General features: G+C 76.7%; 20 protein-coding genes. 15 read left to right on the forward strand and 5 right to left on the reverse strand.

Going from position 1 to position 24,060, the window contains the following annotated elements; translation table 11 throughout:
* The first annotated feature begins 248 nt into the window (after window positions 1–248).
* Window positions 249–2,120 (forward strand): FUSC family protein, encoded by a 1,872-nt coding sequence (locus AB0J00_RS16985; protein ID WP_357746786.1) that lies wholly within the window; start codon window positions 249–251, stop codon window positions 2,118–2,120.
* 1,278 nt (window positions 2,121–3,398) lie between these two features.
* The gene (locus AB0J00_RS16990) at window positions 3,399–4,934 is read left to right on the forward strand and encodes an AMP-binding protein (RefSeq protein ID WP_357746789.1); all 1,536 of its coding nucleotides are present in this window, start codon (window positions 3,399–3,401) and stop codon (window positions 4,932–4,934) included.
* Window positions 4,935–4,951: 17 nt separating this feature from the next.
* On the opposite strand, the gene AB0J00_RS16995 is transcribed toward AB0J00_RS16990, so the two are convergent.
* The 3 genes from AB0J00_RS16995 to AB0J00_RS17005 form a co-directional block, all read right to left on the reverse strand.
* Complete coding sequence (locus AB0J00_RS16995) at window positions 4,952–7,915, reverse strand: BTAD domain-containing putative transcriptional regulator (RefSeq protein WP_357746792.1); 2,964 nt, start codon at window positions 7,913–7,915, stop codon at window positions 4,952–4,954.
* Complete coding sequence (locus AB0J00_RS17000; protein WP_357746794.1) at window positions 7,912–8,769, reverse strand: PrsW family glutamic-type intramembrane protease; 858 nt, start codon at window positions 8,767–8,769, stop codon at window positions 7,912–7,914. The genes AB0J00_RS16995 and AB0J00_RS17000 overlap by 4 nt, the downstream gene beginning before the upstream one ends.
* A 339-nt stretch (window positions 8,770–9,108) precedes the next feature.
* On the reverse strand, window positions 9,109–10,512 hold the full coding sequence (locus AB0J00_RS17005; RefSeq protein ID WP_357746796.1) for an aminomethyl transferase family protein: 1,404 nt from the start codon (window positions 10,510–10,512) through the stop codon (window positions 9,109–9,111).
* Between the two features lie 387 nt (window positions 10,513–10,899).
* Between AB0J00_RS17005 and folP the strand changes: the two genes are divergently transcribed.
* Window positions 10,900–11,829, forward strand: a complete 930-nt coding sequence (folP, locus tag AB0J00_RS17010) for a dihydropteroate synthase (protein WP_357746799.1) — start codon at window positions 10,900–10,902, stop codon at window positions 11,827–11,829.
* On the opposite strand, the gene pabB is transcribed toward folP, so the two are convergent.
* A complete protein-coding gene (gene pabB / locus AB0J00_RS17015; protein ID WP_357746802.1) occupies window positions 11,790–13,631 on the reverse strand; it encodes an aminodeoxychorismate synthase component I in 1,842 nt (613 codons plus the stop codon). The genes folP and pabB overlap by 40 nt on opposite strands.
* 195 nt (window positions 13,632–13,826) lie before the next feature.
* Between pabB and AB0J00_RS17020 the strand changes: the two genes are divergently transcribed.
* The 3 genes from AB0J00_RS17020 to purU are packed head-to-tail and all read left to right on the forward strand — an operon-like array spanning window position 13,827 to window position 16,581.
* On the forward strand, window positions 13,827–14,717 hold the full coding sequence (locus AB0J00_RS17020) for a methylenetetrahydrofolate reductase (RefSeq protein WP_357746804.1): 891 nt from the start codon (window positions 13,827–13,829) through the stop codon (window positions 14,715–14,717).
* Window positions 14,684–15,673 (forward strand): tetrahydrofolate dehydrogenase/cyclohydrolase catalytic domain-containing protein, encoded by a 990-nt coding sequence (locus tag AB0J00_RS17025; RefSeq protein ID WP_357746806.1) that lies wholly within the window; start codon window positions 14,684–14,686, stop codon window positions 15,671–15,673. Before AB0J00_RS17020 ends, AB0J00_RS17025 begins: the two co-directional genes overlap by 34 nt.
* Complete coding sequence (purU, locus tag AB0J00_RS17030; RefSeq protein WP_357746809.1) at window positions 15,670–16,581, forward strand: formyltetrahydrofolate deformylase; 912 nt, start codon at window positions 15,670–15,672, stop codon at window positions 16,579–16,581. Before AB0J00_RS17025 ends, purU begins: the two co-directional genes overlap by 4 nt.
* 37 nt (window positions 16,582–16,618) lie before the next feature.
* Here the strand turns inward: purU and AB0J00_RS17035 are convergent, their stop codons facing one another.
* Window positions 16,619–17,473, reverse strand: coding sequence for a methyltransferase domain-containing protein (locus AB0J00_RS17035; RefSeq protein ID WP_357746811.1), 855 nt, complete (start codon window positions 17,471–17,473; stop codon window positions 16,619–16,621).
* Between the two features lie 229 nt (window positions 17,474–17,702).
* On the opposite strand from AB0J00_RS17035, the gene AB0J00_RS17040 reads away from it, so the two are divergent.
* The 9 genes from AB0J00_RS17040 to AB0J00_RS17080 all read left to right on the forward strand — a co-directional run bounded on the left by AB0J00_RS17040 (window position 17,703) and on the right by AB0J00_RS17080 (window position 23,929).
* Entirely contained in the window at window positions 17,703–18,389 is a 687-nt protein-coding gene (locus AB0J00_RS17040) for a CDP-alcohol phosphatidyltransferase family protein (RefSeq protein WP_357746814.1), read from the forward strand.
* Window positions 18,386–19,357, forward strand: a complete 972-nt coding sequence (locus AB0J00_RS17045; RefSeq protein ID WP_357746816.1) for a DUF881 domain-containing protein — start codon at window positions 18,386–18,388, stop codon at window positions 19,355–19,357. The genes AB0J00_RS17040 and AB0J00_RS17045 overlap by 4 nt, the downstream gene beginning before the upstream one ends.
* Window positions 19,358–19,361: 4 nt before the next feature.
* Entirely contained in the window at window positions 19,362–19,694 is a 333-nt protein-coding gene (locus tag AB0J00_RS17050) for a DUF1290 domain-containing protein (RefSeq protein ID WP_357746818.1), read from the forward strand.
* Window positions 19,691–20,530 (forward strand): DUF881 domain-containing protein, encoded by an 840-nt coding sequence (locus AB0J00_RS17055; RefSeq protein WP_357746821.1) that lies wholly within the window; start codon window positions 19,691–19,693, stop codon window positions 20,528–20,530. Before AB0J00_RS17050 ends, AB0J00_RS17055 begins: the two co-directional genes overlap by 4 nt.
* 46 nt (window positions 20,531–20,576) lie before the next feature.
* Window positions 20,577–20,978: a glycine cleavage system protein GcvH gene (gcvH, locus tag AB0J00_RS17060; protein ID WP_357746824.1), complete on the forward strand. Its 402-nt coding sequence runs from the start codon at window positions 20,577–20,579 to the stop codon at window positions 20,976–20,978.
* A 310-nt stretch (window positions 20,979–21,288) separates the two neighbouring features.
* Window positions 21,289–21,810: an FHA domain-containing protein gene (locus tag AB0J00_RS17065; protein WP_357746826.1), complete on the forward strand. Its 522-nt coding sequence runs from the start codon at window positions 21,289–21,291 to the stop codon at window positions 21,808–21,810.
* A 34-nt stretch (window positions 21,811–21,844) separates the two neighbouring features.
* The gene (locus AB0J00_RS17070) at window positions 21,845–22,564 is read left to right on the forward strand and encodes a MerR family transcriptional regulator (protein ID WP_357746828.1); all 720 of its coding nucleotides are present in this window, start codon (window positions 21,845–21,847) and stop codon (window positions 22,562–22,564) included.
* A 119-nt stretch (window positions 22,565–22,683) separates the two neighbouring features.
* Window positions 22,684–23,172, forward strand: coding sequence for a bifunctional nuclease family protein (locus AB0J00_RS17075; RefSeq protein ID WP_357746830.1), 489 nt, complete (start codon window positions 22,684–22,686; stop codon window positions 23,170–23,172).
* A 217-nt stretch (window positions 23,173–23,389) separates the two neighbouring features.
* Entirely contained in the window at window positions 23,390–23,929 is a 540-nt protein-coding gene (locus AB0J00_RS17080; RefSeq protein ID WP_357746833.1) for a MerR family transcriptional regulator, read from the forward strand.
* The last annotated feature ends 131 nt before the right edge of the window (window positions 23,930–24,060 follow it).

Below are 24,060 nucleotides of genomic sequence, written 5' to 3' on the forward strand. Positions count from 1 at the left end.
TCGCGGGGCCACCACCCGGCCCGCCGCTCACCGGGAGCTCCCACCGGACCATGCCGCTCCTCCCGGTCGGGGCCGCCCGCACGGCCGCTGCCGCGACCCTGCCCGGCGCCGGTCCAACCGCACTCCAACGCCGGCCCGGCGCCGGCCGGGGGCGCCGCGTTGCAGCGGGGTTGGACCGCCGGCCGGCACCGTGCCGCCACGGGCTGCGCACCCGCGCACCGTGCGACCGCTCGGGTGGGAGGAGGGCCATGACGGACGACCCGGCGCACCGGACCCCGGCCGCGGGGCCGGCGAGCTGGTGGTCGGCCCTGCTCGCCGGCACCCGCGCGGGCCGTGCGCCGTGGGCCGTCGGCGCCGGCATCCGGGCGGCCGTCGCCGCGGGGGCGGTCCTCGGCGGCTCGGCCGCCCTCGGCGACCTGCGCGCGGGCGGCATCGCCTACCTCGGGGTCGCGTGCGCCGTGGGCTTCCTCGGCCACGGTGCGCTGCGGGCCCGGGCGGCGCGGGTCGCCGGTCAGGCCGCCGGCGCCGCGGTCGGGATGACGGTCGGCGCCCTGACCCCGGCCACGACCGGGTGGGTGGTCGCGGTGGCGGCCGCCGTGGGTGCGCTCGCCGGGGTCGTGGGCCGCACCGGGCCCGCGTCGACCGGGGCGGCGGTCATGGCGGTCGTCGGCCTGGCGTACACCCAGTTCGGCCGGCTCGACCTGCCGGTGTGGGAACCTCCCGCGCTGTTCTGCGCGGGCAGCGCGCTGGTGCTGGCCCTGGAGCTGCCGGGGGCGGTGCTGCACCGCGGCCGGGCCGGCCGGGAGGCGGTGGCGCAGGTCTTCACCGCGGCGGCCGACCTGCTGGGCACCGGCCCGGGGCCGGCCGGCGACGCCGCCCGGCACCGGCTGGCGCGGGCGTCCGCGGAGGCCCGGACGGCGGTGGCCGGCTACCGCGCGCGGCCGGGGGCCAGCCCGCTGGACGCGGCCTGGACCGAGGCCCGGGACGCGGCGGCCACCGCGGCCCGGCTGCACGCGCTCCCGGCCGCCGCCGGCGGCCCTCCCGCCCCGGAGGTGGCGGAGCTGACCGGCGGCTGGCGCCGCCGGTCGGCGGAGCTGCGGACCGGGCGCCTGGACCGCTGGTGGACCGCCGCGCCCGCGCCGCCCCCGGCCCGGCGCCGGTGGGCCGTCCCCGCGCCGGCGGGCGGACCGGAGGCGCTCCTGCTGGGCGCCCGGCTCGGCGTGTGCGTCGCGCTCGCGACGGCGCTGGCCGGCTGGCTGCACCCGCCGGCGCACGCGTTCTGGATCCCGCTGACCGTGGCGGTGGTCCTGCGCCCGGAGTACGGCCCGGTCGTGCTGCGCTCCCTGCACCGGTTGGCCGGCACGGTGGTCGGGGTCGGCCTCGTCGCCGGCGTGCTGGCGCTGGGCCCGTCGCCGGCGTGGCTGTGCCTGGCCGCGGCGCTGGCCCTGGGGATCGACGCGCTCGCCGCGCCCCGGCTCTACGGCCTGGCCGTCGTGGGGATCACCGGCTCGGCGCTGCTGAGCACCGGCGTCGCCGACCCGTCCGGCGTCCAGCCCGGGGCCCGACTGCTGGACACCGTCCTCGGCTGCGGCATCGCCGCGCTGGCCGGGGTGCTGCTGTGGCCGCGGCGCGGGCTGCCGGACGCGGCGCGCGCCGCGCGCGCGACCCTCGCCGCCCTGGCCCGGCAGGTGGACGGCGAGCTGGGGACCGGTGTGCCCGCGGCGGAGCGGGCCGCCGCCACCGAGGCCGCGTACCGCGCCGCGCACGCCTGGCGGGACCAGCTGGAGCGCGACCTCGCCGAACCCGACCCCGCCCACGCCGCGGCGGACTGGCTGCCGGTGGCGGTGCAGGCCGAGCGGGTGGTCGACGTGGTCTGCGCGGCGGGGGAGGACGCCCGGGCGGGTGGTGGACCGCCGGACGCGCCGGTGCCGCCGTTCGACCCCGGCCCCGGGCCGCTCACCCCCGCGCGCACCCTCGCCGTGCTGGCGGAGCTGACCGGCGCCCTCGGCCGGCGCGGGGGCGGGCAGCCACCGGACCCGTCGACGGGCTGGCCAGCAGCAGCACCGCCGAGCTCGCCGTCAGCGCCTCGGCGACCCGGTCGACGTCGCCGTCCGGGGTGAGGAGGAACAGCGCCGACGTGCGCGGCGACTCCTCCGGGCAGCAGCAGGGCCCGCCGTCGGCCACCCGGTGCCGGGGTGGCCACGTGACCACCGACGCGTCGTCGAGCCGCACCTCCTCCCGGGGCAGCTGCTCGAGCCGGCGCAGCGCGCGCTCCCCACCGTCGGCGGTGTCGAACTCCCAGACGCTCAGCGTGGACACGGTCGTGCTCCTCCGTCCCGGCGGACCCGCGCGGTCCGCGACGGGGACCACCGTCGGCCCGGCGTCTCCAGGGCCGGTCCAACCGCGGGCGGGCAGCGGTGGGACCGGGGTTGGCCCGCCGTTGGACGTGCCCCCGCCACGGTGTGCGCATCGCCGCTCCACCGGGGCGGCACGACGAACGGAGACCGCGGTGCGCACGCCCGTCCTGCTGCTGTCCGCCTCGGCCGGTGCCCTCCTCCTCGGGGGTCTCACCACCGGCACGGCCCTGGCCGCCCCCCTCACCGCCGACGCCGCCGACCCGGCCACGGCCCCCGCGACGGCACCGGCGACCGCCCCCGCCCAGGAGCCCGGCTCCGTGTCGGTGTCGCCGTCGAGCGCCGCCCCCGGCCAGACCGTCCGCGTCTCCGGTACGTGCCCGACGCCCGCCGACGGGGCGCCCCAGCCCACGGTGGAGTCGGTGACCTCCGGCGCCTTCACCGGGCCGGAGACCTTCTCCAAGACCGACCCGGCCGCCTTCGACGGCACCGCGACCATCGCGCACGGAGCTGCCGCCGGTGCGCACCAGGTGCTGCTGACCTGCAGCAACGGGACGGCGACCGGGACGGTCACCGTCACCGTCACCGTCACCGGCGGCAGCGCCCCCACGCCGCTCCCCGTGCCGCGCCCCACCCCGCAGCCGGCTCCGCACCCGGCACCCCAGCCCGCTCCGCAGCCCGTGCCGGTGCACGGCGCGGGCGCGACCGCGACCGGACCGGACCGGACCGGACCGGCGGGGCGGGCGAGGCCGGGCAGCTGCACACGGCCGCCCACACCGTCACCGCCGCCGCCCCGTCGGACCCGGCCGGCGGCGGCACGCCGTGGGGCTGGATCGCTGCCGGCGGCCTGGTCGTCGCCGGGGCCGCCGCCTCCGGAACGGCCCTCACCCTGCGGCGCCGCGACCGCCGGGCCGCGACGCACCCGGCGGCGGACGCCCCCACCGACCTGCTGCACCGGTGACCCGGCCGACCGCCGCCCGCCGGCCCGCACCCACCCTGCCCACCCCGCCGACCCCGCCCACCCCGCCCAGGAGGACCCCTGCCATGGACGCCCCCACGCCGCCCCCGGGACCCGCGACCTACCTCGACGACCTGCTCACGCAGCTGCACCGCGCGGGCGACCGGGCGGTGCTGCGCGCCGACCCGACCGGCACCAGCGGCCGGGACGGCGACGGACGGGACACCACCGGCGCGGACCTGCTGGCCGCCGTCCGGCGCACCGCCCGCGCGCTGGCCGCGCTGGGCATCGGCCGCGGCGACCTCGTCGCTCTGCTGGCACCCAACCGGCCCGACGCGCTCGCCGTGCGGTACGCCGCCCACCTCGTCGGCGCCGGCGCCGTGTACCTGTCCGCGCCGCCCGCGGAGGCCGACCGGGCGCGGCTGGTCCGGTCGCTCGCCCCCCGGCTGCTCGTGGTGTGGCCGCAGACCGCCCGGCTGCTGCCCGGTGGCACCGGCGTCCCGGTCGCCGCCGTGGGTCCGGTGCCCGGGGTGGCGCTCCGGTTGGACGAGCTGTCCGCGGCCCAGCCGGCCACGCCGCTGCCGTCCCGGGCGCGGCCGGCGGACCTGGCGGTGGTCGTCTCCTCCGGCGGCACCACCGGCGTGCCCAAGGGCAGCCGGCGGGACTTCGCCCGCTACACCGCGATGGTCGCCGGCCCCGCCCGCCCGGAGCGCCGGCAGCTGGCCAACGGCAAGCTCGCCTACCTCACCCAGGTGCTGGTCGACCAGACGCTGCTCGGTGGCGGGACCGTCGTCCTGCGGGACGGCTTCGACGCCGGGGACACCCTCGCCGCCGTCGAGGCCGAGCGGATCACCGACCTGTTCCTGGTCGAACCGCAGCTGCTCGAGCTGGCCGACCACGCGGACCTGCCCCGGCACGACCTGCGCTCGCTGCGCGCGGTGACCCACGTCGGGGCCGACGCCGCGCCGGTCCTGCGCCGGCGGGCGCGCGCCCGCCTGGGCCCGGTGCTGGCGCACACCTACGGGGCCAGCGAGATCGGCATCGTCAGCGCGCTGCCGCCGGCCGAGTACGACCAGCCCGCCCGGCTGGGCAGCGCCGGGCGCGTCCGACCCGGCGTCGAGGTCCGGTTCCGCCGCAGCGACGGGTCGCTCGACGCCCGCACCGGAGCCGTCGAGGTGCGGTCACCGGCGATGGCGCAGGGCTACCGCACGGCGGAGCAGGGGCTGACGGCCCGCTTCGCCGACGGGTGGTACCGCACCGGCGACCTCGGCGGTCTCGACGACGAGGGTGTGCTGCGGGTGCTGGGCCACGTCGACGACGTCCTCCGGCTCGGCGGGGTCGCACCGGTCGACCTGCAGGAGGCCCTGTGCCGGCTGCCGGCGGTGCGCTACGCGGTCGCGTTGCCCGGTCCACACCCGGGCACCGGCCTGGCCGCGGTGGAGCCGTGGCCGGGGGAGCGGGTCGACGCGGACGCGTGCCGGGCCGCGGTCGCCGCCGCGGTCGACCGCACGGTCGCCGGCACGCTGCAGGTGCTGCCGGTCGAGCGGATGCCGGTGACCGAGCAGGGCAAGCCCGACCGGGCCGCGCTGCTGGAGCACGCCGGCGCGCACGCCCCTGCGTGACCGGCGGGCCGTCCTGGTCAGACGCGGGCGGGGTCCCGGGCGCCGGCCACCAGGTCCGCGAGGCGCAGCCGGGCGCCCTCCGCGCCCGCCCGCTCGGCCTCACCCGGGCCCAGCGCACGGGTGGCCCGCTCCAGCAGGGCCGGCGTCTGGTCGCTGGTCGGCCAGCGCAGGCCGTTGCGCAGCGCGTGCGCCCGGGCCGCGGCGAACAGCCGCACCGCCTCGCGGTCGTCGCCGGTCAGCGCGGTGGCGATCGCGCGGAGCTCCAGCGCGATCGGCCCGTCGGAGCTGCCGATCTCCAGCCGGTCGGCGTTCAGCTGGTCCGACCACCGCAGCGCCCGCACCGGATCGCCCTCCCGCAGTCCGGCGATCACCGCCATCGCCGAGGCGAGGACCGCGACGTGGGTGTTGTGCAGCTGCCGTGCGCGCTGGTGCAGCGCGGTGAGGCCCGCATCGGTCGTGCGGCCCGCGGCGCTGTCGACCATCGTCGTCACGGTGTCGGCGAGCAGGTCGAGCTCGGCGTCGCCCCCGCCGGCGGCCGCCGCGACGGCGGCGACCCGGTCGGCGGTGTGCCGGCCCAGCTCCGCGGTGCCGGCCACCAGCAGCGAGTACGTCAGCATCGTGTACAGGTCGGCGGCCTCCCGGGACGCCTCGGCGGGGGTGCCGGCCAGCAGCTGCTCGGCCCGGGCCACGTGCACCCGGGCCAGCTCCGGCTGTCCCCGGGACGCCAGGAAGTGGGCCAGGGACAGCCGCACCAGCCCGGCGGTGGCCGGGTCGGCCCGGGCCTCGCACGCGGCCGCCCGCTCCGACCAGTTCTGCCCCTCGACGCCCTTGCTGCGGAAGCTCCAGAACGCGGCCAGCCGGGCGGCCAGCGCCACCCCGTCCGCCGACGGCTGCTCGACCAGCAGCTGCTGCAGGCTGGCCCGCAGCGCCGCCAGGTCGTCGTCCAGGGCGTCGAACCAGCCTGCCTCCGCGGGGTCGCCGAGCCCCGGTCTCGCCAGCACCCGGCCGCGGACCCAGGCGTTGCGCCTGCGCCGCAGCTCCGGCAGCTCCTCGCCCGCGGTGTGCGCGGCGTGCCCGCGGACCGTCGTCAGCTGCGCGAACCGCGACGGCCCGCCGGGGCGGTCGGGGCCCAGCGGCACCAGCAGCGACCGGCGGACCAGGCGGGCCACCAGGTCGGCCGTGGGCCCCGGCGGCGACCCCTCCAGCAGGGCGGCCACGGCGGCCACGGTGAACGGTCCGGGCAGCACCGCGACCGCGCGGTGCACCGCGGCCTCGTCGGGCGGGAGCAGCGCGTAGCTCTGCCCGATCGCGGCGCGCACCGTGCGGTGCTGGTGCCCGCCGCGCCCGATGCGCCCCAGCGTGCTGGGGTCGACGGTGACCTGGTGCGCGATCTCCTCCAGGCTGAACGCCTGGAAGCGGGCGGCGGCCAGCTCCAGCGCCAGCGGCACGCCGTCGACGGCGGTGGCGATCCGGACGGCGGTGGTCTGCAGCCGCAGGTCGCCGGGGTCCGCGCCCACGGCCGCGAGGCGGTCCAGCAGCAGGGCGACCGCGGGCGCGGTGGTGGCGTCGGCGTCCCCGCGGGGGAGCGGCAGCGGACCCAGCCAGCGCACGTGCTCACCGGCGACCTGCAGCGGCTCCCGGCTGGTGGCCAGCACGGCGGCGCCGGTGGGCGGCGGCTGCCAGTCGTCGACCAGGTCGGCGACGGCGTCGGCCACCTGCTCGCAGTCGTCGAGCACCAGCAGCATGCGCCGGGCCCGGAGGAACGAGCGCAGCGCGGCGCGTGGCTGCTCGCCGCCCGCCGGCGTCAGCCCGATGGCCGACAGCACCGTCGGCAGGACGGCGGCGTCGTCCTCCGCACCGGTCAGGTCGACGAACCAGATCCCGTCGGGGAACCGGGCGGCGACCGTGCGGGCGACCTCGAGGGCCAGCCGGGTCTTTCCGCAGCCGGCCGGGCCCACCAGGGTCGCCAGCGGGACGCGCAGCAGGAGCTCGCACAGCTCCGCGAGCTCCTCCTCGCGCCCGACCAGCGTGCCGCCGCGGTGCGGCAGGTGCACCTCGCCGGGGCCCGGCGCCGCCGGCGGGGGCGCGGTCGGTGGCGGGGGCGGGGCCGGCCGCGGCCCGGCCAGCGCGGGGTCACCGTCGAGCAGCCGGGCGTGCAGCTCCTGCAGCTGGGGGCCGGGCTCCAGGCCGAGCTCGTCGAGCAGCAGCTCCCGGACCTCGCGGTAGCTGCGCAGCGCCTCCTCGGGCCGGCCCAGCCGGTGCTGGGCGAGCATCCGCAGCGCCCACAGCCGCTCCCGCAGCGGGTTGGCCGCCAGGGCCGGCTCCAGCTGCAGCAGCGCCCGGTCCGGTGCGCCGGTCGCGAGCTCGGCCTCGGCGAGCAGCTCCTGCAGCTGGTCGTGGGTCTCCTGCAGCCGGGCGACGGTCGCGCGGACGTCGGCCGAGTCCGCCAGCGCCGGGTAGGGCGGGCCGCGCCACAGCTCCAGCGCCCGGACCGCGCACCGTTCGGCGTCCGCCGCCCGGCCTGCCGCGAGGAGCCCGCGCGCCTGGTCGGCCAGCGCGGTGAACACCTGCGAGTCGACCGCCTCGGGTGCCACCACCAGCCGGTAGCCGCCGTCCTCGTGCTGCAGCACCGCCGACGGCGCGCCGCGGTCCCGCTCCGGCTCGAGCGCCCGCCGCAGCCGCCAGATGTGCGAGTCCAGGGTGGAGGAGGAGCGCGACCGGGCCCCGTCCCCCCACATCGCCTCGGCGAGCGCGTCGACCGGCACCCGCTCCCCGGCCCGGGCCAGCAGCAGCGACAGCGCGGCCGCCAGCCGGGCGCCGCCCAGCGGCACCGGTTCGCCGCGGCGCAGCACCCGCAGCCCGCCGAGGTCGCGGAACCGCAGGTCGGCCGGTCCGGCCGGCGCCCGGGGTGGGCCGGCGGCCTCCCGGGAGGGGCCCGCGGCGCGGGCGGCCACCGCCGGCGCACCCGGCCCCGCGGTCACCGCGACCCGCTCGGCACCGACCGGTCGAGGGCCGGCACCTCCGCCGGGCCCCGGTGGCCGGGCCGGCGGCCGCCGGTCGCCTCGTGCGCCGTCCAGCCCAGCACCCCGAGGCTGAGCACCGCGACCACCGCGGTGCCCGCCGTCGTGTGCTGGCTGTCCCAGGCGGTGTGCAGCGCGACGGCGACCACGTACGCCAGGCCGAACCGGGCCAGGTACCGCGGGCGCCAGCCCGCCGCGGCCGCGGCGAACAGCGCCGAGGCGGTGATGCCGGTCCACGACATGTGCCCGGCCGGGCTCATCACCCCGCGCAGCAGCAGGATGTCGACGGTGTCGGTGATGCTGCCGCGGGAGGAGATCAGCTCGGTGAACCCGTAGCCCATCGTCTCCAGCGCCGCGAACCCGGCGCCCGCGGCGACGCCCAGCAGCAGCCCGTCGGCCCGGGTGTACCGGCGCCGGGCCCACAGCAGGACGACCAGCGGGACGAGCAGCTTGCTCGTCTCCTCGATCAGCCCGACGCCGACCATGGGCAGGAAGCCGAGGTCTCGCCGGGTGTCGTACTCCAGGGTGCCGGCGACGACGGTGCCGATGACGCCGGCCAGGAACGCCGTGCCGAGCACCACGGCGACCGGGACGTGGTACTCCAGCCGCCGGCTGTAGACGAACGTCAGGAACGCCGCCGGGACGACCGCCGCGCCCAGCAGGATGGCGGAAGGCACGAAGTTGGGGTTGTCGGTGGACACCAGCGTGCGTTCCACCGCCACGAACAGCCCCGCGCCCACGACGAGGACGGCCAGCCACGCGTGCCGGCGCACGCCGGATGGGGCCGGCGAACGGCCGGCGGTCGGTGCGGTCACGGACATGCTCGCTCCCGGGGATCTGGTCGATGGCCCACCGCCCGGCAGCGTCCCGCGGTGCACGCGAGCCGGGGCACTCGGTGACGCGGGAGCACGCGCCACGCCGTGACGGTGACGCTGGGTCGATCACCGGCCACGAGCGGCCACCGACCCGCCCGGCGGCCCGGTGCCGCGCCGATCGGACGCCGGTCGGACCGGCGTCGTCCTGGCGTCCAGCCCGCACGGCACCGGCCGGGCCACCACCGCCGACGCCACCGCTGCCGGGCCGGCCGCCGGGTGGACGCCGACGGCGCCGGCCCCCGTGAGGGGACCGGCGCCGTCGTGGTGGTGCGGGAGGCGTCAGGCCTTGACGCTGGTGCGCCAGCCCTGCTGGTACTCCTCGCGGGCCATGGCGCTGTAGGGCGCCGGGCTCACGATCGCGCGGACGGCCAGCTGGCGGTGCGGCTGGACCGTGGTCTTCTTCGAGCCGCCGTCCGGCTCACCCCAGATCACGCGGACCTCGGCGCCGAGCGGCACGTCGGGGGCCACGGTGGCCAGCGACAGCGCCTTGCGCTCGTTGCTGCTGATGCCGGTGAACAGCGACAGGCCCACGAGGTTGCCGTCGGCGTCCTCGACCCGGTCGAAGTTCGACGAGCCGTAGTTGGCATTCGGCAGGTCGAAGAACTGGTAGGGCTCCTCCTCGCCGAGCTGCGAGGACATCAGCTTGGCGACGTCCTCGTTGTTCCACTCGAGGGTCACCTTGCGTCGCTGGCTGTCCTTGTCGATGCCCTCCAGCGCCTCCCGCCCGATGAAGTCGTGGTCGAACTTCACGAACGAGCCGTACCCGAGCTCCCAGGGGTTCAGGTAGTAGTCGCGGATGTCGTTGGTGACGTAGCTGCCGGCCAGCGCGTTGGTGGCCTCGTAGCTGTTGGCGGGCAGCCACTCGCGGTACTTGCGCTGCTCCTCGCTGCTGTAGACGGCCGGCAGCGGCGAGGGGATCCAGCCGGACTCGAGGGTGTTGGTGGAGTAGGCGCGCGAGCCGCAGGGCTCCAGGCCGAACTCCTGGCCGGCCTCGAGGATGGCCTCGCGGGTCTTGTCGTAGGTCTCGTACGGGCCCCAGATCTCCAGACCGGGGGCGCCGGCCATGCCGTGGCGCAGGGTGCGGACCTGCTCGCCGGCGATGTTCATGGTGCTCATCTTGAAGAACTTGAGCTGCTCGACGGTGCCACCGTTGAGCTTCTCGATGACCTCCCAGGCGCGCGGGCCCTGGATCTGGAAGCGCCACACGTCGCGCTGGACGGCCTTGCCGTAGGGGCGCGAGGGGGAGCGGGGGTCGTTGCGGACCTCGAGGTCGTAACCGCCGGTGGTGCCCTGGAACTCGAGCCAGTTGGCGACCGGGGCGCGGCCGACGAAGACGTACTCCTCCTCGGCGAGGCGGAAGAGGATGCCGTCACCGATGACGCCGCCCTCGGGGGAGACCGGGACGAACTGCTTGGCGCTGTCGACCGGGAAGTTCGCGGTGCTGTTGATGCCGGTGTCGGTGAACAGCTTCAGCGCGTCCTTGCCGCGGACCCACGTGTTGTACATGTGGTGCGACTGGTCGAACAGCACGGCCGACTTCTGCCAGGAGATCTGCTCGCGGCGGAAGTTGGTGAACTCCGCCGGCACGACCGGGTAGATGTAGGCGCCGATCTGCGAGTTGCGCAGCAGCGAGACGGTGTCGCCGGTCTGGTCGATCAGTTCCTGGAGGTTCTTCGCGCTCACGTGTCACCCGTTCTTCGTCGAGGTGGGTATCGGTTCGTCCGCAGGGGACGACGTGCGGTGGAGCCCGAGGTGGGCCCCGGCGCCGGGAGTCCTCCGGCCTCGGCCCCACGCTAGGGACGCCCCTCCCGCGGCGGCAGCCACGAATGGCGGGAGCGCGGCGGCCAGCGTAGGCGGAGTGGTGTGGGTCATATGACGTACCCCACCCCCACGCGGCCCGGTCCGGGACAGATGACCTGGGCGGGGTCGGTCGGACGGCCGGTGCCGGACCGCCCATCTGCCCGATGGAGCGCGGGCGGTCAGGCCCTAGCGTCGAGTGCTCCCGGCGGCGCTCCCGCCGCGCTCCACCGACCGCTCCCACCCACCCCTGCCGACTGTGAGGAGGAGCCCGTGCGCACCGATCTCCCCGGGCTGCCGGACACGGGCCACTGCCACGTGATGGGCGTCCTCAACGTCACGCCCGACTCGTTCTCCGACGGCGGCCGCTACGGCCGCGCGGACGCCGCGGTCGCCCACGGCCTGGCGCTGTGGCGGGCCGGCGCCGACTCCGTCGACGTGGGCGGGGAGTCCACCCGGCCCGGCGCCGGGCGGGTCGACACCGCCACCGAGCTGCGCCGGGTGCTGCCCGTGGTGCGCGAGCTCGCCGCCGCCGGGGTGCCGGTCAGCATCGACACCACGCGGGCCGCGGTCGCCGAGGCCGCCGTGACCGCCGGCGCCGTGCTGGTCAACGACGTCAGCGGCGGGCAGGCCGACCCGGCGATGGCCGGCACCGTCGCCGCGCTCGGGGTGCCCTGGGTGCTCATGCACTCCCGCGGCAGCAGCCGCGACATGTACGCCGACGCGCACTACGACGACGTCGTCCGGGAGGTCGCCGACGAGCTGGGCCGGCGTGTGGACGCCGCGGTGGCCGCAGGCGTCGACGCCGCCCGGCTGGTGGTCGACCCCGGCCTGGGCTTCGCCAAGCACGCCCCGGAGAACTGGGCGCTGCTGGCCGGCCTGGACCAGCTGGTGGCCCTCGGTCTGCCGGTGCTCGTCGGCGCCTCCCGCAAGCGCTTCCTCGCCGGGGTGCTCGCCGGCGGAGAGGCCCGGCCGGCCACCGACCGGGACGCCGCCACCCTGGCGACCACGGTGCTCGCCGCCCGGGCCGGCGCCTGGGGCGTGCGGGTGCACGACGTCGGCCCGTCGGCCGACGCCGTCCGCGTGGTCGCCGCCGCCCGCACCCGGACGCCGGTCACCCGGCTGCGCGGGCAGGCGCAGCCGGGTGCAGCGACCCGGCAGGGTCAGGCGGGGCGGGCCGCCACCGCCGCGGTCGCCGGCTGACCCGGCGCCCCGACCAGCACCGCCGTCCGCCGGCCGCGCAGCGAGCTGACCAGCGCGAGCTCCTCGGCGCGCGCCAGGTCCGCGGGGGTCAGCACCCGCTCGCGCAGCACGCCCGCGGCCAGGAGCCGCGCCCGCTCGACCCCGGGCAGGCAGCCGCTGTCCTGCGGCGGGGTCCACCACCCGCCGTCCAGCCGGACGGCGAGGTTCGCGGTGCACGACTCGGTCAGCTCGCCGCGCTCGTTGACCAGCAGCACGTCGTCGGCCTCCGGGTGGCGGGCCAGCCGGGTGGTGTACGGCGCGCGCCGGCTGGTCTTGTGCTGCGGCCAGGCGGCGCGGGAGTCGACCGGCTCGTCGTCCACCGCCAGCAGCACCGGCCCGGACGGCGGCGCCGGCAGCGGGTCCAGGTCCACGACGAGCCGGCCGTCGCGCTGGCACCGCAGCCGCACCCGGGCGTCCCGGCCGCCGGCCAGCCGCCGGGCCAGCAGCGCCCGGGCTGCCCCGGGGTCGAAGGCGAAGCCGAAGTACCCGGCCGAGTCGGCCAGCCGGGCCAGGTGCGCGTCCAGCGACCGGACGACGCCGCCGTCGGCCCGCATGGTCTCGAACAGGGAGAACTCCTCCGGGCGGGCGTCGAGCACCCGCGCCTTGGCCAGCAGCTCGGCGTACTCGGCGGCGGGCTCGGAGCTCCAGGTGATCCCGCCCCCGGTGCCGTAGACCCCGGTGCCGGTGGCCCGGTCGACCACCACCGTGCGGATCGCGACCGAGAACCGGGCGCGCACCTGCTCCCCGGGCGGGGCGACCACGCCGATCGCGCCGCAATAGACGCCGCGCGGCCCCGGCTCCAGCTCGCGGATCAGCTCCATCGTGCTGGCCTTGGGTGCGCCGGTCACCGACCCGCACGGGAACAGCGCGCGGAACACGTCGGTGAGCCCGACGTCCGGGCGCAGCCGCGCCGTGACGTCGCTGGTCAGCTGGTGCACCGTGCCGTACCGCTCGGCCTGCAGCAGCCGGGGCACGGTGACGCTGCCGGTGGTCGCCACCCGCGCCAGGTCGTTGCGCACCAGGTCGACGATCATCACGTTCTCGGCGCGCTCCTTGGCGCTGGCCCGCAGCCGGTCCACCGCGGCGGCGTCCTCGGCGGTGGTGCGCCCGCGCGGGGCGGTGCCCTTCATCGGCCGCATCAGCACGCTGCTGCCGCCGTCCGGGTCGGCCGTCCACTCGAAGAACAGCTCCGGGCTGGCGCTGACCACGGCGAACCGGCCGGTGTCCAGCAGCGCGTTGTGCGCGCCGCGCTGGCCCAGCGCCAGGTCGGCGTACAGCTGGGTCAGGTCACCGGCGACCGGGGCGGTCAGCCGGGTGGTGAGGTTGCACTGGTAGGTCTCACCGGCGGCGATCCGCTCCTGGACGGCGTGCACCGCGGCCCGGTGCTCCGCCTCGTCCCAGGCGCACCGCCACGGGCCGACGTCCAGCGGCCGCCGCGGGCCCGGGGCGACGACCGGCGGGCGCTCGGGTGCGTCGGCGAGGCCGAACCACACCAGCGGCAGCCCGGGCACCGGGTCGTGCACGGCCAGCCCCGGGTCCAGCCCGGCCGCCGCCTCGGCGGCGACGAAGCCGACCGCCCACCGGCCGGCCGCCGTCCGCCGCGCCACCTCGTCCAGCACGGGGGCGACCTCGTCCGGTGTCCAGGCGACCAGCTGCTCGGCCAGCCGCGGGAAGTGCAGCGCGGCCCCGGCGACCAGGTCGTCCAGCCGGGCCCACGGCATGGCAGGGTGCGCCCCGGGCGGGGGCTGCGGAGAGGCGTGCACGAGCCGATCGTGCCCGGCCGCCGCCCGGATCCGCGCAACCGGCTGCGGTCTACGTCACCTGTCCTAGGGGGTGGCGGACGTGTGCTGCGGGTGAGTCCGGTCATCCGCGTGATCCCCGTCGCACCCCGGGTGCCTAGCTTCGGAGGGGACTCGGGCTCCCTCGTGAGCGGGCCCGCCCGACACGAGCGGAGCACGATGACCTCGCCGACGAACTCCCAGGACTCCCGCCGCAAGATCGGCCTGCGCCCCGGCGCCGGCCGCGACGCGCTGGCCGCCGCGCTGCGGAACGCCTCCTACGAGGTGCTGCCGTTCAAGTCCGCGGAGGAGAAGATCCTCGCGCACGTCCCGACCAGCGTGCCGATGACCGTCACCACCACCGAGGCCAAGGGCTTCGGGCCCACGATCAGCCTGGCGATCAAGCTGTCCAAGCAGGGCTACAAGGCCGCCCCGCACCTCGCCGCGCGCAACGTGCGCGACGACGCGCACCTGACCGAGCTCGTCGCCGAGCTGCGCGAGGCCGGCATCGACAGCGTGTTCGTCATCGGCGGCGACGCCAACGAGCCGGCCGGCAGCTTCCCCGACGCGCTCAGCCTGCTCGAGGGCCTGGACCGGATCGGCCACCCCTTCACCACGGTGGGCATCGGCGGCCACCCCGAGGGCCACGGCAAGATCGCCGACTCGATCATGGAGCAGGCGCTGGTGGCCAAGGCACCGCACGCCACCCAGATCCTCACCCAGCTGTGCTTCGACGCCGGCACCATCATCAACTGGGCGAAGGGCGTCCAGGCCAGCGGCGTGCGGCTGCCCATCCGGGTGAGCATCCCCGGCGCGATCAACCGGCAGAAGCTCATCCGCGTCTCCGCCGGGCTCGGCATCGGTCAGTCCGCGAAGATCATCAGCAAGCAGCAGGGCATGCTCTGGCGGTTCTTCCTGCCCGGTGGCTACAGCCCGAACAAGCTGGTCGAGAAGCTCACCCCGGCCTTCGCCGCGGACGACAACCAGCTGACCGGCTTCCACGTCGCCACCTTCAACGAGCTGGAGGCCACCGAGGCGTGGCGGCAGCGCTGGCTGGAGCGGTTGTCCTGAGCGCTCAGGTCATCGACGGCCGGGCCGCGGCCCGGGCGCTGAAGGAGCTGCTGACCGCCGACGTGGCCCTGCTGCGCGCCGAGGGGCTCGGCATCGGCCTGGCCACCGTCTCGGTGGGCGACGACTACGGCTCGTCGGCCTACGAGCGGCGGCTGCGCCGGCTGGCCGCGGAGCTCGGCGTGCCCTACGTCCCGCGCACGTTGCCGGCCACGGCCACCCAGGACGACGTGCTGGCGGTGGTCGGCGAGCTCAACGAGGATGCCGGGGTGTCCGGCGTCCTCGTGCTGCGGCCGCTGCCGCGGGACGTCGACGAGGCGGTCGTGTTCCGCGCGATCGACCCGCGCAAGGACATCGAGGCGGTGCACCCGGAGAACGCCGGGCTGCTCGCGCTCGGCGTCCCGCGGTTCGTCCCGTCGACCGCCGCGTCGGTGTTCCACCTGCTCGACACCTGGCTGGACCAGGTGGGGGAGGACCGGGCGGACTTCTACCACCGGTCGCTGATCGTGGTCGTGGGCCGTTCCAACAACGTCGGCAAGCCCGCGATCTCCCTCGGCTACGAGCGGCAGGCGGCGGTCGAGTCCGTCGACGAGTGGGCCGACCGCACCACCGGCCTGGGCCGGCACACCCGCGCGGCGGACGTGCTGATCGTCGCGGCCGGCGTGCCCGGGCTCATCCGGGCCGAGCACGTCACCGAGAAGGCCGTCGTCATCGACGTCGGGATCAACCCGAAGGAAGGCCCGGACGGTCGGGTGCACATGGTCGGCGACGTCGACTGGGACTCGGTGGCCCCGCGGGTGCGGGCGATCACCCCGGTCCCGGGCGGCGTCGGCCCGGTCACCGACGTCTGGCTGTTGCGCAACACCGTGGCCGCGGCCCGGCTCCTCGCCGGGGGCCCGCTCCCTGCCGAGAACCCGGTCCCGGCCGAGACCCCCGACCCCCTCCTGGAGGCATCGTGACAGCGTCGTCCCCCGCTCCGTCCACCCCGGCCCCGCTGGCCGACGTCCGGCGCGCCCCGCACGGCGCGCTCATGCTCTCGTGCCCGGACGCCCCCGGCATCGTGCACGCGGTCAGCGGGATGCTGGTCGACAACAAGTGCACGATCATCCAGAGCCAGCAGTTCGGCAGCCTGGTCACCGGCAAGTTCTTCATGCGGGTGGAGTTCGCCCACGAGGACGGCTCGCCGCTGGACCTCGCCGCGATCGGCGGCGACGTCGAGGGGCTGGCGCAGCGGTTCGGCATGACCTGGCGGCTGACCGACACCTCCCACCGGCAGCGGGTGGTGATCATGGTCAGCAAGTTCGCCCACGCGCTCAACGACCTGCTGTTCCGCAACTCCATCGGCGAGCTGAACCTCGACGTCGTCGCGGTGGTCTCCAACCACCCCGACCTCGGCCGGATCGCCGACAACTACGGCGTGCGGTTCGTGCACATCCCGGTGACGCCCGAGACCAAGGCGGACGCCGAGGCCGCGCTGCTGGACCTGGTGCGCGAGGAGAAGGTGGAGCTGGTCGTGCTGGCCCGCTACATGCAGATCCTCTCCGACGGCCTGTGCCGGGAGCTCGAGGGCCGGGCGATCAACATCCACCACTCGATGCTGCCCAGCTTCAAGGGCGCCAAGCCCTACCACCAGGCGCACGAGCGCGGCGTGAAGTTCGTGGGCGCCACCGCCCACTACGTCACCGCCGACCTCGACGAGGGCCCGATCATCGAGCAGGAGGTGCTGCGGGTCGACCACTCGCTGAGCCCCGACGAGCTGGCGGCCCGCGGACGCGAGGCCGAGCGCATCGCGCTGTCCCGCGCGGTCCGGTGGCACACCGAGAACCGGATCGCGACCGTCGGCCACCGGACCGTCGTCTTCCAGTAGCCGATCCGCCTGCGCACCGCCCGCCGCGCCGAGCCCCTCAGGCGCGGCGGGCGGTGAGCAGCAGGTACTCCCAGTCCATGACCAGGTGCCCGCTGTCGCCGAACGCGCGGCCCGCCCCCCGGGCGACGTCGGCCAGCGCCGTGTCCAGCGCGGCCACCCGCTCCGGGTCGCCCGCGATGGTCCGGTACGCGGCGACCGTGGGGCCGTAGGCGTTCTTGAACATGTCCCGGAAGTCCTCCGGGGCGGCGAACCGCTCGACCGTCAGCGTCCGGCGGGCGGTGCGGACCCCGGTGACCCGGTCGCCCAGCAGCTCCCGCACGTGGTCCTCGCGGCCCCACAGCGGTGGCGGCTGCGCGCCCGGCGGCGGGGCCGGTGCGAACGGCCGCACCGCGGCCAGCATCTGGCCGACGAAGCCCTCCGGCGTCCAGCTCAGCAGGCCGATCCGCCCACCCGGCCGGCACACCCGCACCAGCTCGTCGGCGGCCGCCCGGTGGTGCGGCGCGAACATGACGCCGATGCACGACAGCACCGCGTCGAACGAGGCGTCCGGGAAGGGCAGGTGCTCGGCGTCGGCCTCCTGCCACTCGATCGCCAGCTGGGCGGCGTCCGCCCGCCGCCGCCCCTGCTCGAGGAGCTCGGGCGTGAGGTCGCTGGCGACCACCGTCGCGCCCCGGCGCGCGGCGGCCAGCGCGGCGTTGCCGGTGCCGGCGCCGACGTCCAGCACCCGGTCACCCGGCCCCACGCCGCTCGCGTCGGCGAGCACCGTGCCGAGGGGGAGCACCACCTCCTCGGCGATCAGGCCGTAGTCGCCCGAGGCCCACATCGCGCGGTGCCGTGCCTTCAGCTCGCGGTCCGTGCCGGTCGCGGCGGAGGTGCTGGTCGTGTCCGTCATCGGGGTTCCTCTCGTGGTCCGGCTGCCCGGCCCCCGTGGCGCGGCCAGGGTCACCCCGGACGCCGCCGGACGAGGCGGACGACGGCGTCCGCGGGCACGGCCGCGTCCGCGCCGTGCCCGTGCGCGGGCGGAGCGTCACCCGCTGCGAGCGCGCCGGGAACCGGGTGAGCCGCCCGCCGGTGCCTGGGCACTAACCTGACCGGCGGTGGACGGCGAGGGTGGTACTCCGATGACGACGGCGGACGGTCGGGCTGCCGACCTCCCTGGGCAGGGCACGGCGGGCGCGGCGACGCCGGAGCGCGAGGCGGCGGCGCGGGTGTCGAACCGCGACGAGCTCGGCGACCGGATCTGGACGGTCCCCAACCTGCTCTCGGTGCTGCGGCTGCTCGGTGTGCCGCTGTTCCTCTGGCTGCTGCTGGGCCCGCACGCCGACGGCTGGGCAGTCGTGGTGCTGGCGCTGTCCGGTGTCAGCGACTGGGCCGACGGCAAGATCGCCCGGGCCTGGAACCAGTCCAGCCGCCTCGGGGCGCTGCTGGACCCCGCCGCCGACCGGCTCTACATCGTCGCCACGCTCATCGCGTTCGTGCTGCGCGACGTCGTCCCGCTGTGGCTGGTGCTGGTGCTGGTCGGCCGCGAGCTGGTGCTGGGGATCGTGCTGCTGGTGCTGCAGCGGGCCGGCTGGCCGCCGCTGCAGGTGCACTACCTGGGCAAGGCGGCCACCTTCCTGCTGCTCTACGCCTTCCCGCTGCTGCTGCTCGCCGACGGCGACAGCACCCTCCAGCAGGTGGCCCAGCCGTTCGCCTACGCGTTCACCATCTGGGGCGGCGTCTTCTACCTGCTCGCCGGGGCGCTGTACGTGGGCCAGGCGGTCGGCCTGCTCTGGTCCGGCCGGCGGGCGGCCGGGGCCCGGCCGTGACCACCGTGCCGCCCACGGTCGACCCCCCGCCCCGCCGGCCGCGCACGCAGCAGCGCTCGCTGGGGGCCTCGCTGCTCGACCAGGTCCTCGCCGAGACGCTCGACCCCTCCTACGCGCAGGCCGCCGCCCGCAAGCGGGAGGCCGCGGCGCAGCAGCCGGAGGGGGCGCGGCCGCCGGGCAGCTGGCTGGCCCGCCACCGCGGGCAGCTGCTGGTCGCCGCCACGCTGCTGATCGCCGGGCTGCTGGTCGCGGTCACCTACCGGGAGGCCGCAGCCGGCGCGCAGGGCCGGGAGCAGCGGCGCGAGGCGCTGGTCGAGGACATCCAGGCCGAGTCGGCCACCACCGACCAGCTGGCCGACCAGGTCGCCGAGCTCAACCGCCAGGTGACCCGGCAGCGCGACGAGGCGCTGGCGGCCAGCGCCGTCGGCCAGCGCGCGCTGGAGCAGCTGTCGGCCGCCGAGCAGGCCACCGCGCTCACCGCGGTCCGCGGCCCCGGGCTGGAGGTCGTCGTCGGCAACGCCGACCCCGCGTCGGACACCGACCCGGTGGGCGGCTCCGAGTCGGTGGCGCTGGCCGGGCTGGTGCAGGACCGCGACCTGCAGCAGGTGGTCAACGCGCTGTGGGCGTCCGGTGCCGAGGCGGTCAGCATCAACGGCCAGCGGCTGGGCGCCACGACCACCATCCGGCAGGCCGGCAGCGCCATCCTGGTCGACTTCCGCCCGCTCACCAGCCCCTACCGGGTGCAGGCGATCGGCGACCAGGAGACGCTGTACAACCGCTTCCTGGTCTCACCCGGCGCCCGGTACGTCGCCGACCTGTCCAAGCGGTACGGCCTGAAGTTCACCGTCGGCCGGGACAAGGACCTCTCCCTGCCCGCCGGCAGCGCACCCGAGCTGCGCTCCGCCCGGCCGCTGGAGGAGCCCCAGCCGGCTCCCGGCGCCCCCACCGACCCCACCCCCGGAGGCTGACCCCGTGATCCCCGTCATCGGACTCGCGGTCGGGGTGGTCCTCGGGCTCGTCCTGGACCCCAGCGTCCCGCTCTGGCTGCAGCCCTACCTGCCGATCGCGGTGGTCGCGGCGCTGGACGCGGTGTTCGGCGGCGTGCGCGCCCGCTTCGACCGGATCTTCGACGCCAAGGTGTTCGTGGTGTCGTTCGTGTCCAACGTCGTGGTCGCCGCGCTCATCGTGTTCCTCGGCGACCAGCTCGGCGTGGGCGCGCAGCTGTCGACCGCCGTCGTCGTCGTCCTCGGCATCCGGATCTTCGGCAACGCCGCCGCGATCCGCCGGCACCTGTTCCGCGCATGACCACCCCCGGCCCCGCCGAGCCGGACCCGCCCGCCGAGGAGCCCGCTCAGCCGGACCCGCCCGCCGAGGCGCCCGTCGAGGCCCTCGCCACAGCGGCCGGGGTGCCGCCCGTCGAGCCGTCGGCGGGGGAGCGCCCGCGCCGGCGGCGGAGCCGGCGGGGGCTGGTGGCCGCCTGCCTGATCGGCGTGCTGACGCTGCTGCTGGGCTTCGCGATCGCCGTGCAGGTGCGCAGCACCGACACCGGCCAGCAGCTCGCCGGCGCCCGCGAGGAGGACCTGGTGCGGGTCCTCGACGACCTGACCTCCCGCGAGGACCGGCTGCGCCAGCAGGCCGCCGAGCAGCGCGCGGTGCTCGCCCAGCTGGGCAGCAGCGACACCGAGTCCGCCGGCGCGCTGGAGGAGGCCCGCCAGCGGGAGCGCACCCTGGGCCTGCTCGACGGCACGGTGGCCGCCCGTGGACCCGGGCTGGAGCTGACCGTCAACGACCCCGAGGGGCTGATCAGCGCCGCCGACCTGGTCAACGTCGTCCTGGAGCTGCGCGGGGCCGGCGCGGAGACCATGCAGGTCGACGACGTCCGGGTCGGTGTCGACACGGCGGTCACCGGCACCCCCGGCGACCTCGCCGTCGACGGCCAGGCCGTGCAGGCGCCCTACCGGGTGCGGGTCATCGGCATCCCCGAGGACCTCGCCCCGGCGCTGTCGATCCCCGGCGGGGTCGCCGACCGGGTCGCCTCCCGCCGCGGCACCCTGGACGTCGTCCCGTCGCAGGACGTCGTCGTGGACGCCGTCCGCCCGCTCACCGTGCTCCGCCACGCGGAGCCGGCCGACCACGACTGATCTCGCACAGTCCGCGCCAGCCCACCCCGAGCACAGGAGATCCCGCATGGCCACCCCCGACGACCGTCGCTACACCGACCAGCACGAGTGGGCGCTCGTCCAGGGCCGCGACGGGACGGCGACGGTCGTCCGCATCGGCATCACCGACCACGCCCAGGACGCCCTCGGCGACATCGTGTTCGTGCAGCTGCCCGAGGTGGGGGAGGAGGTCGCCCCCGGCGACCCGATCGGCGAGGTCGAGTCGACCAAGTCCGTCTCCGACGTGTTCTCGCCCGTGGCCGGGGTGGTCACCGCGGTGAACGGCGCCCTGGCCGGCACGCCCGAGACGATCAACGCCGACCCGTACGGCGACGGCTGGCTGCTCGAGGTCGCCGTCGAGGGGGAGGACGACCCGACCGGGGACCTGCTGGACGCCGCCGGCTACGAGGCCGTGCTCGACGCCTCCTGACCGGCCCGCGGGCCCGGCGCGGCGGGGGAGCACACGCCCCGGAGCGCGCCGGCGGCACCCACCGTCCTGGCGGCCCCGGACGCGATCACTATCATCGCTGCGACGGAACGGTCCCCGAGCCAACGGGGGCCCGACCCTCACCCTGTACGTCCGGTTGACCCTCGGGTCGACCGCTGGTTCCATGACCCACCGGCCCGACCGCGACCTGCGGAGGCCGACAACGGCGGGCCGTCCGGCCCGTCGCACGCCGGCCGCCCGTGGCCTGACCACCAGGTCCGCGGCGGTGCCGCCTGCACCGGAGGAGACAGACGTGCTCTGCACTCGATGTGGCCACCAGAACCCCGAGGGCAGCCGTTTCTGCGCTCAGTGCGGCGCTGCGCTCGCCCCGCAGGGGGTCGGCGAGTCCACCAGCATCATCCCGAAGGTCGGGGGCGAGGACTCCGGCGAGCAGGCCGAGGTCTCGGAGTCGACGGCCGACGCCCACGCCGGCGCCGTCGAGTCGCTCCCGCCGGGTTCGGCGCTGCTGGTGGTCAAGCGCGGCCCCAACGCCGGCAGCCGGTTCCTCCTGGACCAGGAGGTCACCACCGCCGGGCGCCACCCCGACAGCGACATCTTCCTCGACGACGTGACGGTCAGCCGCCGGCACGTGGAGTTCCACCGCGAGGGTGGCGGCTTCACCGTGCACGACGTCGGCAGCCTCAACGGCACCTACGTCAACCGCGAGCCGGTCGACGTGGCCTCGCTCGCCGGCGGCGACGAGGTGCAGATCGGCAAGTTCCGGCTGGTCTACCTCACCGGTCCGCGGACCGGCGAGACCGTCGCCGGTCAGTGACCCGGGGCGCCACCGCACATCGGGGAGCCGAGCAGTGAGCGCCGTACCCCAGCCCTCCGGGGCACAGCCGGACACCACGCCCCGGCTGACGATCGGGGAGGTCCTCGCGCGCCTGCGCGGGGACTTCCCGGACGTCACGATCAGCAAGATCCGCTACCTCGAGTCCGAGCAGCTGGTCCACCCGCAGCGGACGCCGTCGGGCTACCGGAAGTTCTCCGGGGCCGACGTCGACCGGCTGCGGTACGTGCTGTCCGCCCAGCGCGACCAGTACCTGCCGCTGCGGGTCATCAAGGAGCACCTCGACGCCCTCGACCGGGGCGAGCCGCTGCCCGGCAGCGACCCGTCCGGCGACGGCGCCCTGCTCGCCGACGTCGGCGCACCGGTGGCGCCGCTGGCGGCCGGGGCGTTCTGCGAGGCGGCCGGGCTGGACGCCGGCCAGCTGGCCGACTGCGTCGAGTACGGGCTGGTCGGGGTGGACGCCGAGGGGCGGCACCCGGTCACCGACCTGCCCGTCGCCCGGGCGGTCGCCGGGCTGGCCCGGCACGGGATCGAGCCGCGGCACCTGCGCATGTACCGCAGCGCCGCCGAGCGCGAGTCCGGGCTGCTCGAGCAGGTCGTGGCGCCGCAGCTGCGGGCCCGCTCGGAGGAGGCGCGCGGCCGGGCGACCGAGCAGCTGCGGGAGCTCGCCGCGCTGTCCGCGCAGCTGCACGCGGGACTGCTCGAGGCGCGCCTGCGCGAGGTCCTCGGCGGCTGACCGCTGGCGTACGGTTGACGCCTGACGGGCACCCGCACGGGGGCCGGCGGCACCGGGCGACGATGCGGTGCCGGCCGCACGGCGAGGGTCCCGGCGGTACCGAGCGGAGGGAGCTGGTCGTGCAGGAGCTCAGAGTGGTCGGCGTCCGGGTCGAGCTGCCCGGCAACCAGCCGATCCTGCTGCTCAAGGAGACCGCCGGTGAGCGCTACCTGCCGATCTGGATCGGCGCGGTGGAGGCCGCCGCGATCGCGTTCGAGCAGCAGGGCGTGCGGCCCGCGCGGCCGATGACCCACGACCTGCTCAAGGACGTCGTCGGTGCGCTCGGCGCGACGCTGGAGGCCGTGCACATCACCGAGATGCGCGACGGCATCTACATCGCCGAGCTGGTGTTCGATGACCAGCGCACCGTGAGCGCCCGCCCGTCGGACGCCGTCGCGCTCGCCGTCCGCACCGGGGCCCCGATCTTCGGGGCCGAGACGCTGCTCGACGAGGTGGGGATCGAGATCCCCGACGAGCAGGAGGACGAGGTCGAGAAGTTCCGCGAGTTCCTCGACAACATCAGCCCCGAGGACTTCGGGGCCGGGTCGGGCTCGGGGGGCTCCGCCTGAACCGCCGCGTCACCCCCTGGAGGGTGACGGGAGCGACACGCCGCCCCGCGCGGTTGACCGCCTCCACAGGTCGGCCTACGGTCAGCGAATCACGCCTGTGTGACTCCTTGGTCTCGGGGCGTGGGCGTCGCCCGACCGCGGGCGACCCGGCTCGTGAGGAGGCGCTGACGTGAGCGACCAGGTCACCGGCGTTCAAGGTCAGGGCGTCCAGGGTCAGCTGTTCAGCGACGCCGCCGTCGGCGCGCCCGCCTACGACGAGGTCGACTCCGACGTCGTGGGCTACCGCGGTCCGACCGCGTGCGCCGCCGCCGGGATCACCTACCGGCAACTGGACTACTGGGCCCGCACCGGGCTGGTGTCCCCGTCGGTGCGCACCGCCACCGGGTCGGGCACGCAGCGGCTGTACTCCTTCCGCGACATCCTGGTGCTCAAGGTCGTCAAGCGGCTGCTGGACACCGGCGTCTCGCTGCAGAACATCCGCAAGGCCGTCGACCACCTCCGCCAGCGCGGCGTGAGAGAGCTGGCGAACGTCACCCTGCTGTCCGACGGTGCGACGGTGTACGAGTGCACGTCGGCCGAGGAGGTCGTCGACCTGCTGGCCGGCGGTCAGGGCGTGTTCGGCATCGCCGTGTCCGGCGCCCTGCGCGAGCTGTCCGGCGAGCTCGCCGAGCTGCCGGCCGAGCGGCTGGACGGTTCCGGCCCGCACGTGGACGACGAGCTGTCCGCGCGCCGCCGTCGCCGCGCCGCCTCCGCCTGACCTCCCCGGCGGTCCGCCGCCGGCCGGGCTGGTCACCCGGAACTGTCAGACCCTGCTCGTAGGTTGCGGGCATGACCTCGACCGCTGCGCTCCCCGGTTCTGCGGGTGGGTCGCGGGTGGAGGTCGACCTG

Source organism: Modestobacter sp. NPDC049651 (genome assembly GCF_040659695.1).
GTDB lineage: Bacteria > Actinomycetota > Actinomycetes > Mycobacteriales > Geodermatophilaceae > Modestobacter.

What these genes read in the sequence shown, in the direction of transcription:
- AB0J00_RS16990 (WP_357746789.1), top strand. Translation starts at nt 3,399, where the DNA reads ATGGACGCCCCCACGCCGCCCCCGGGACCCGCGACCTACCTCGACGAC.
- AB0J00_RS16985 (WP_357746786.1), top strand. Translation starts at nt 249, where the DNA reads ATGACGGACGACCCGGCGCACCGGACCCCGGCCGCGGGGCCGGCGAGC.
- AB0J00_RS17055 (WP_357746821.1), top strand. Translation starts at nt 19,691, where the DNA reads ATGACCACCCCCGGCCCCGCCGAGCCGGACCCGCCCGCCGAGGAGCCC.
- gcvH (WP_357746824.1), top strand. Translation starts at nt 20,577, where the DNA reads ATGGCCACCCCCGACGACCGTCGCTACACCGACCAGCACGAGTGGGCG.
- AB0J00_RS17020 (WP_357746804.1), top strand. Translation starts at nt 13,827, where the DNA reads ATGACCTCGCCGACGAACTCCCAGGACTCCCGCCGCAAGATCGGCCTG.
- AB0J00_RS17040 (WP_357746814.1), top strand. Translation starts at nt 17,703, where the DNA reads ATGACGACGGCGGACGGTCGGGCTGCCGACCTCCCTGGGCAGGGCACG.
- AB0J00_RS17035 (WP_357746811.1), bottom strand. Translation starts at nt 17,473, where the DNA reads ATGACGGACACGACCAGCACCTCCGCCGCGACCGGCACGGACCGCGAG.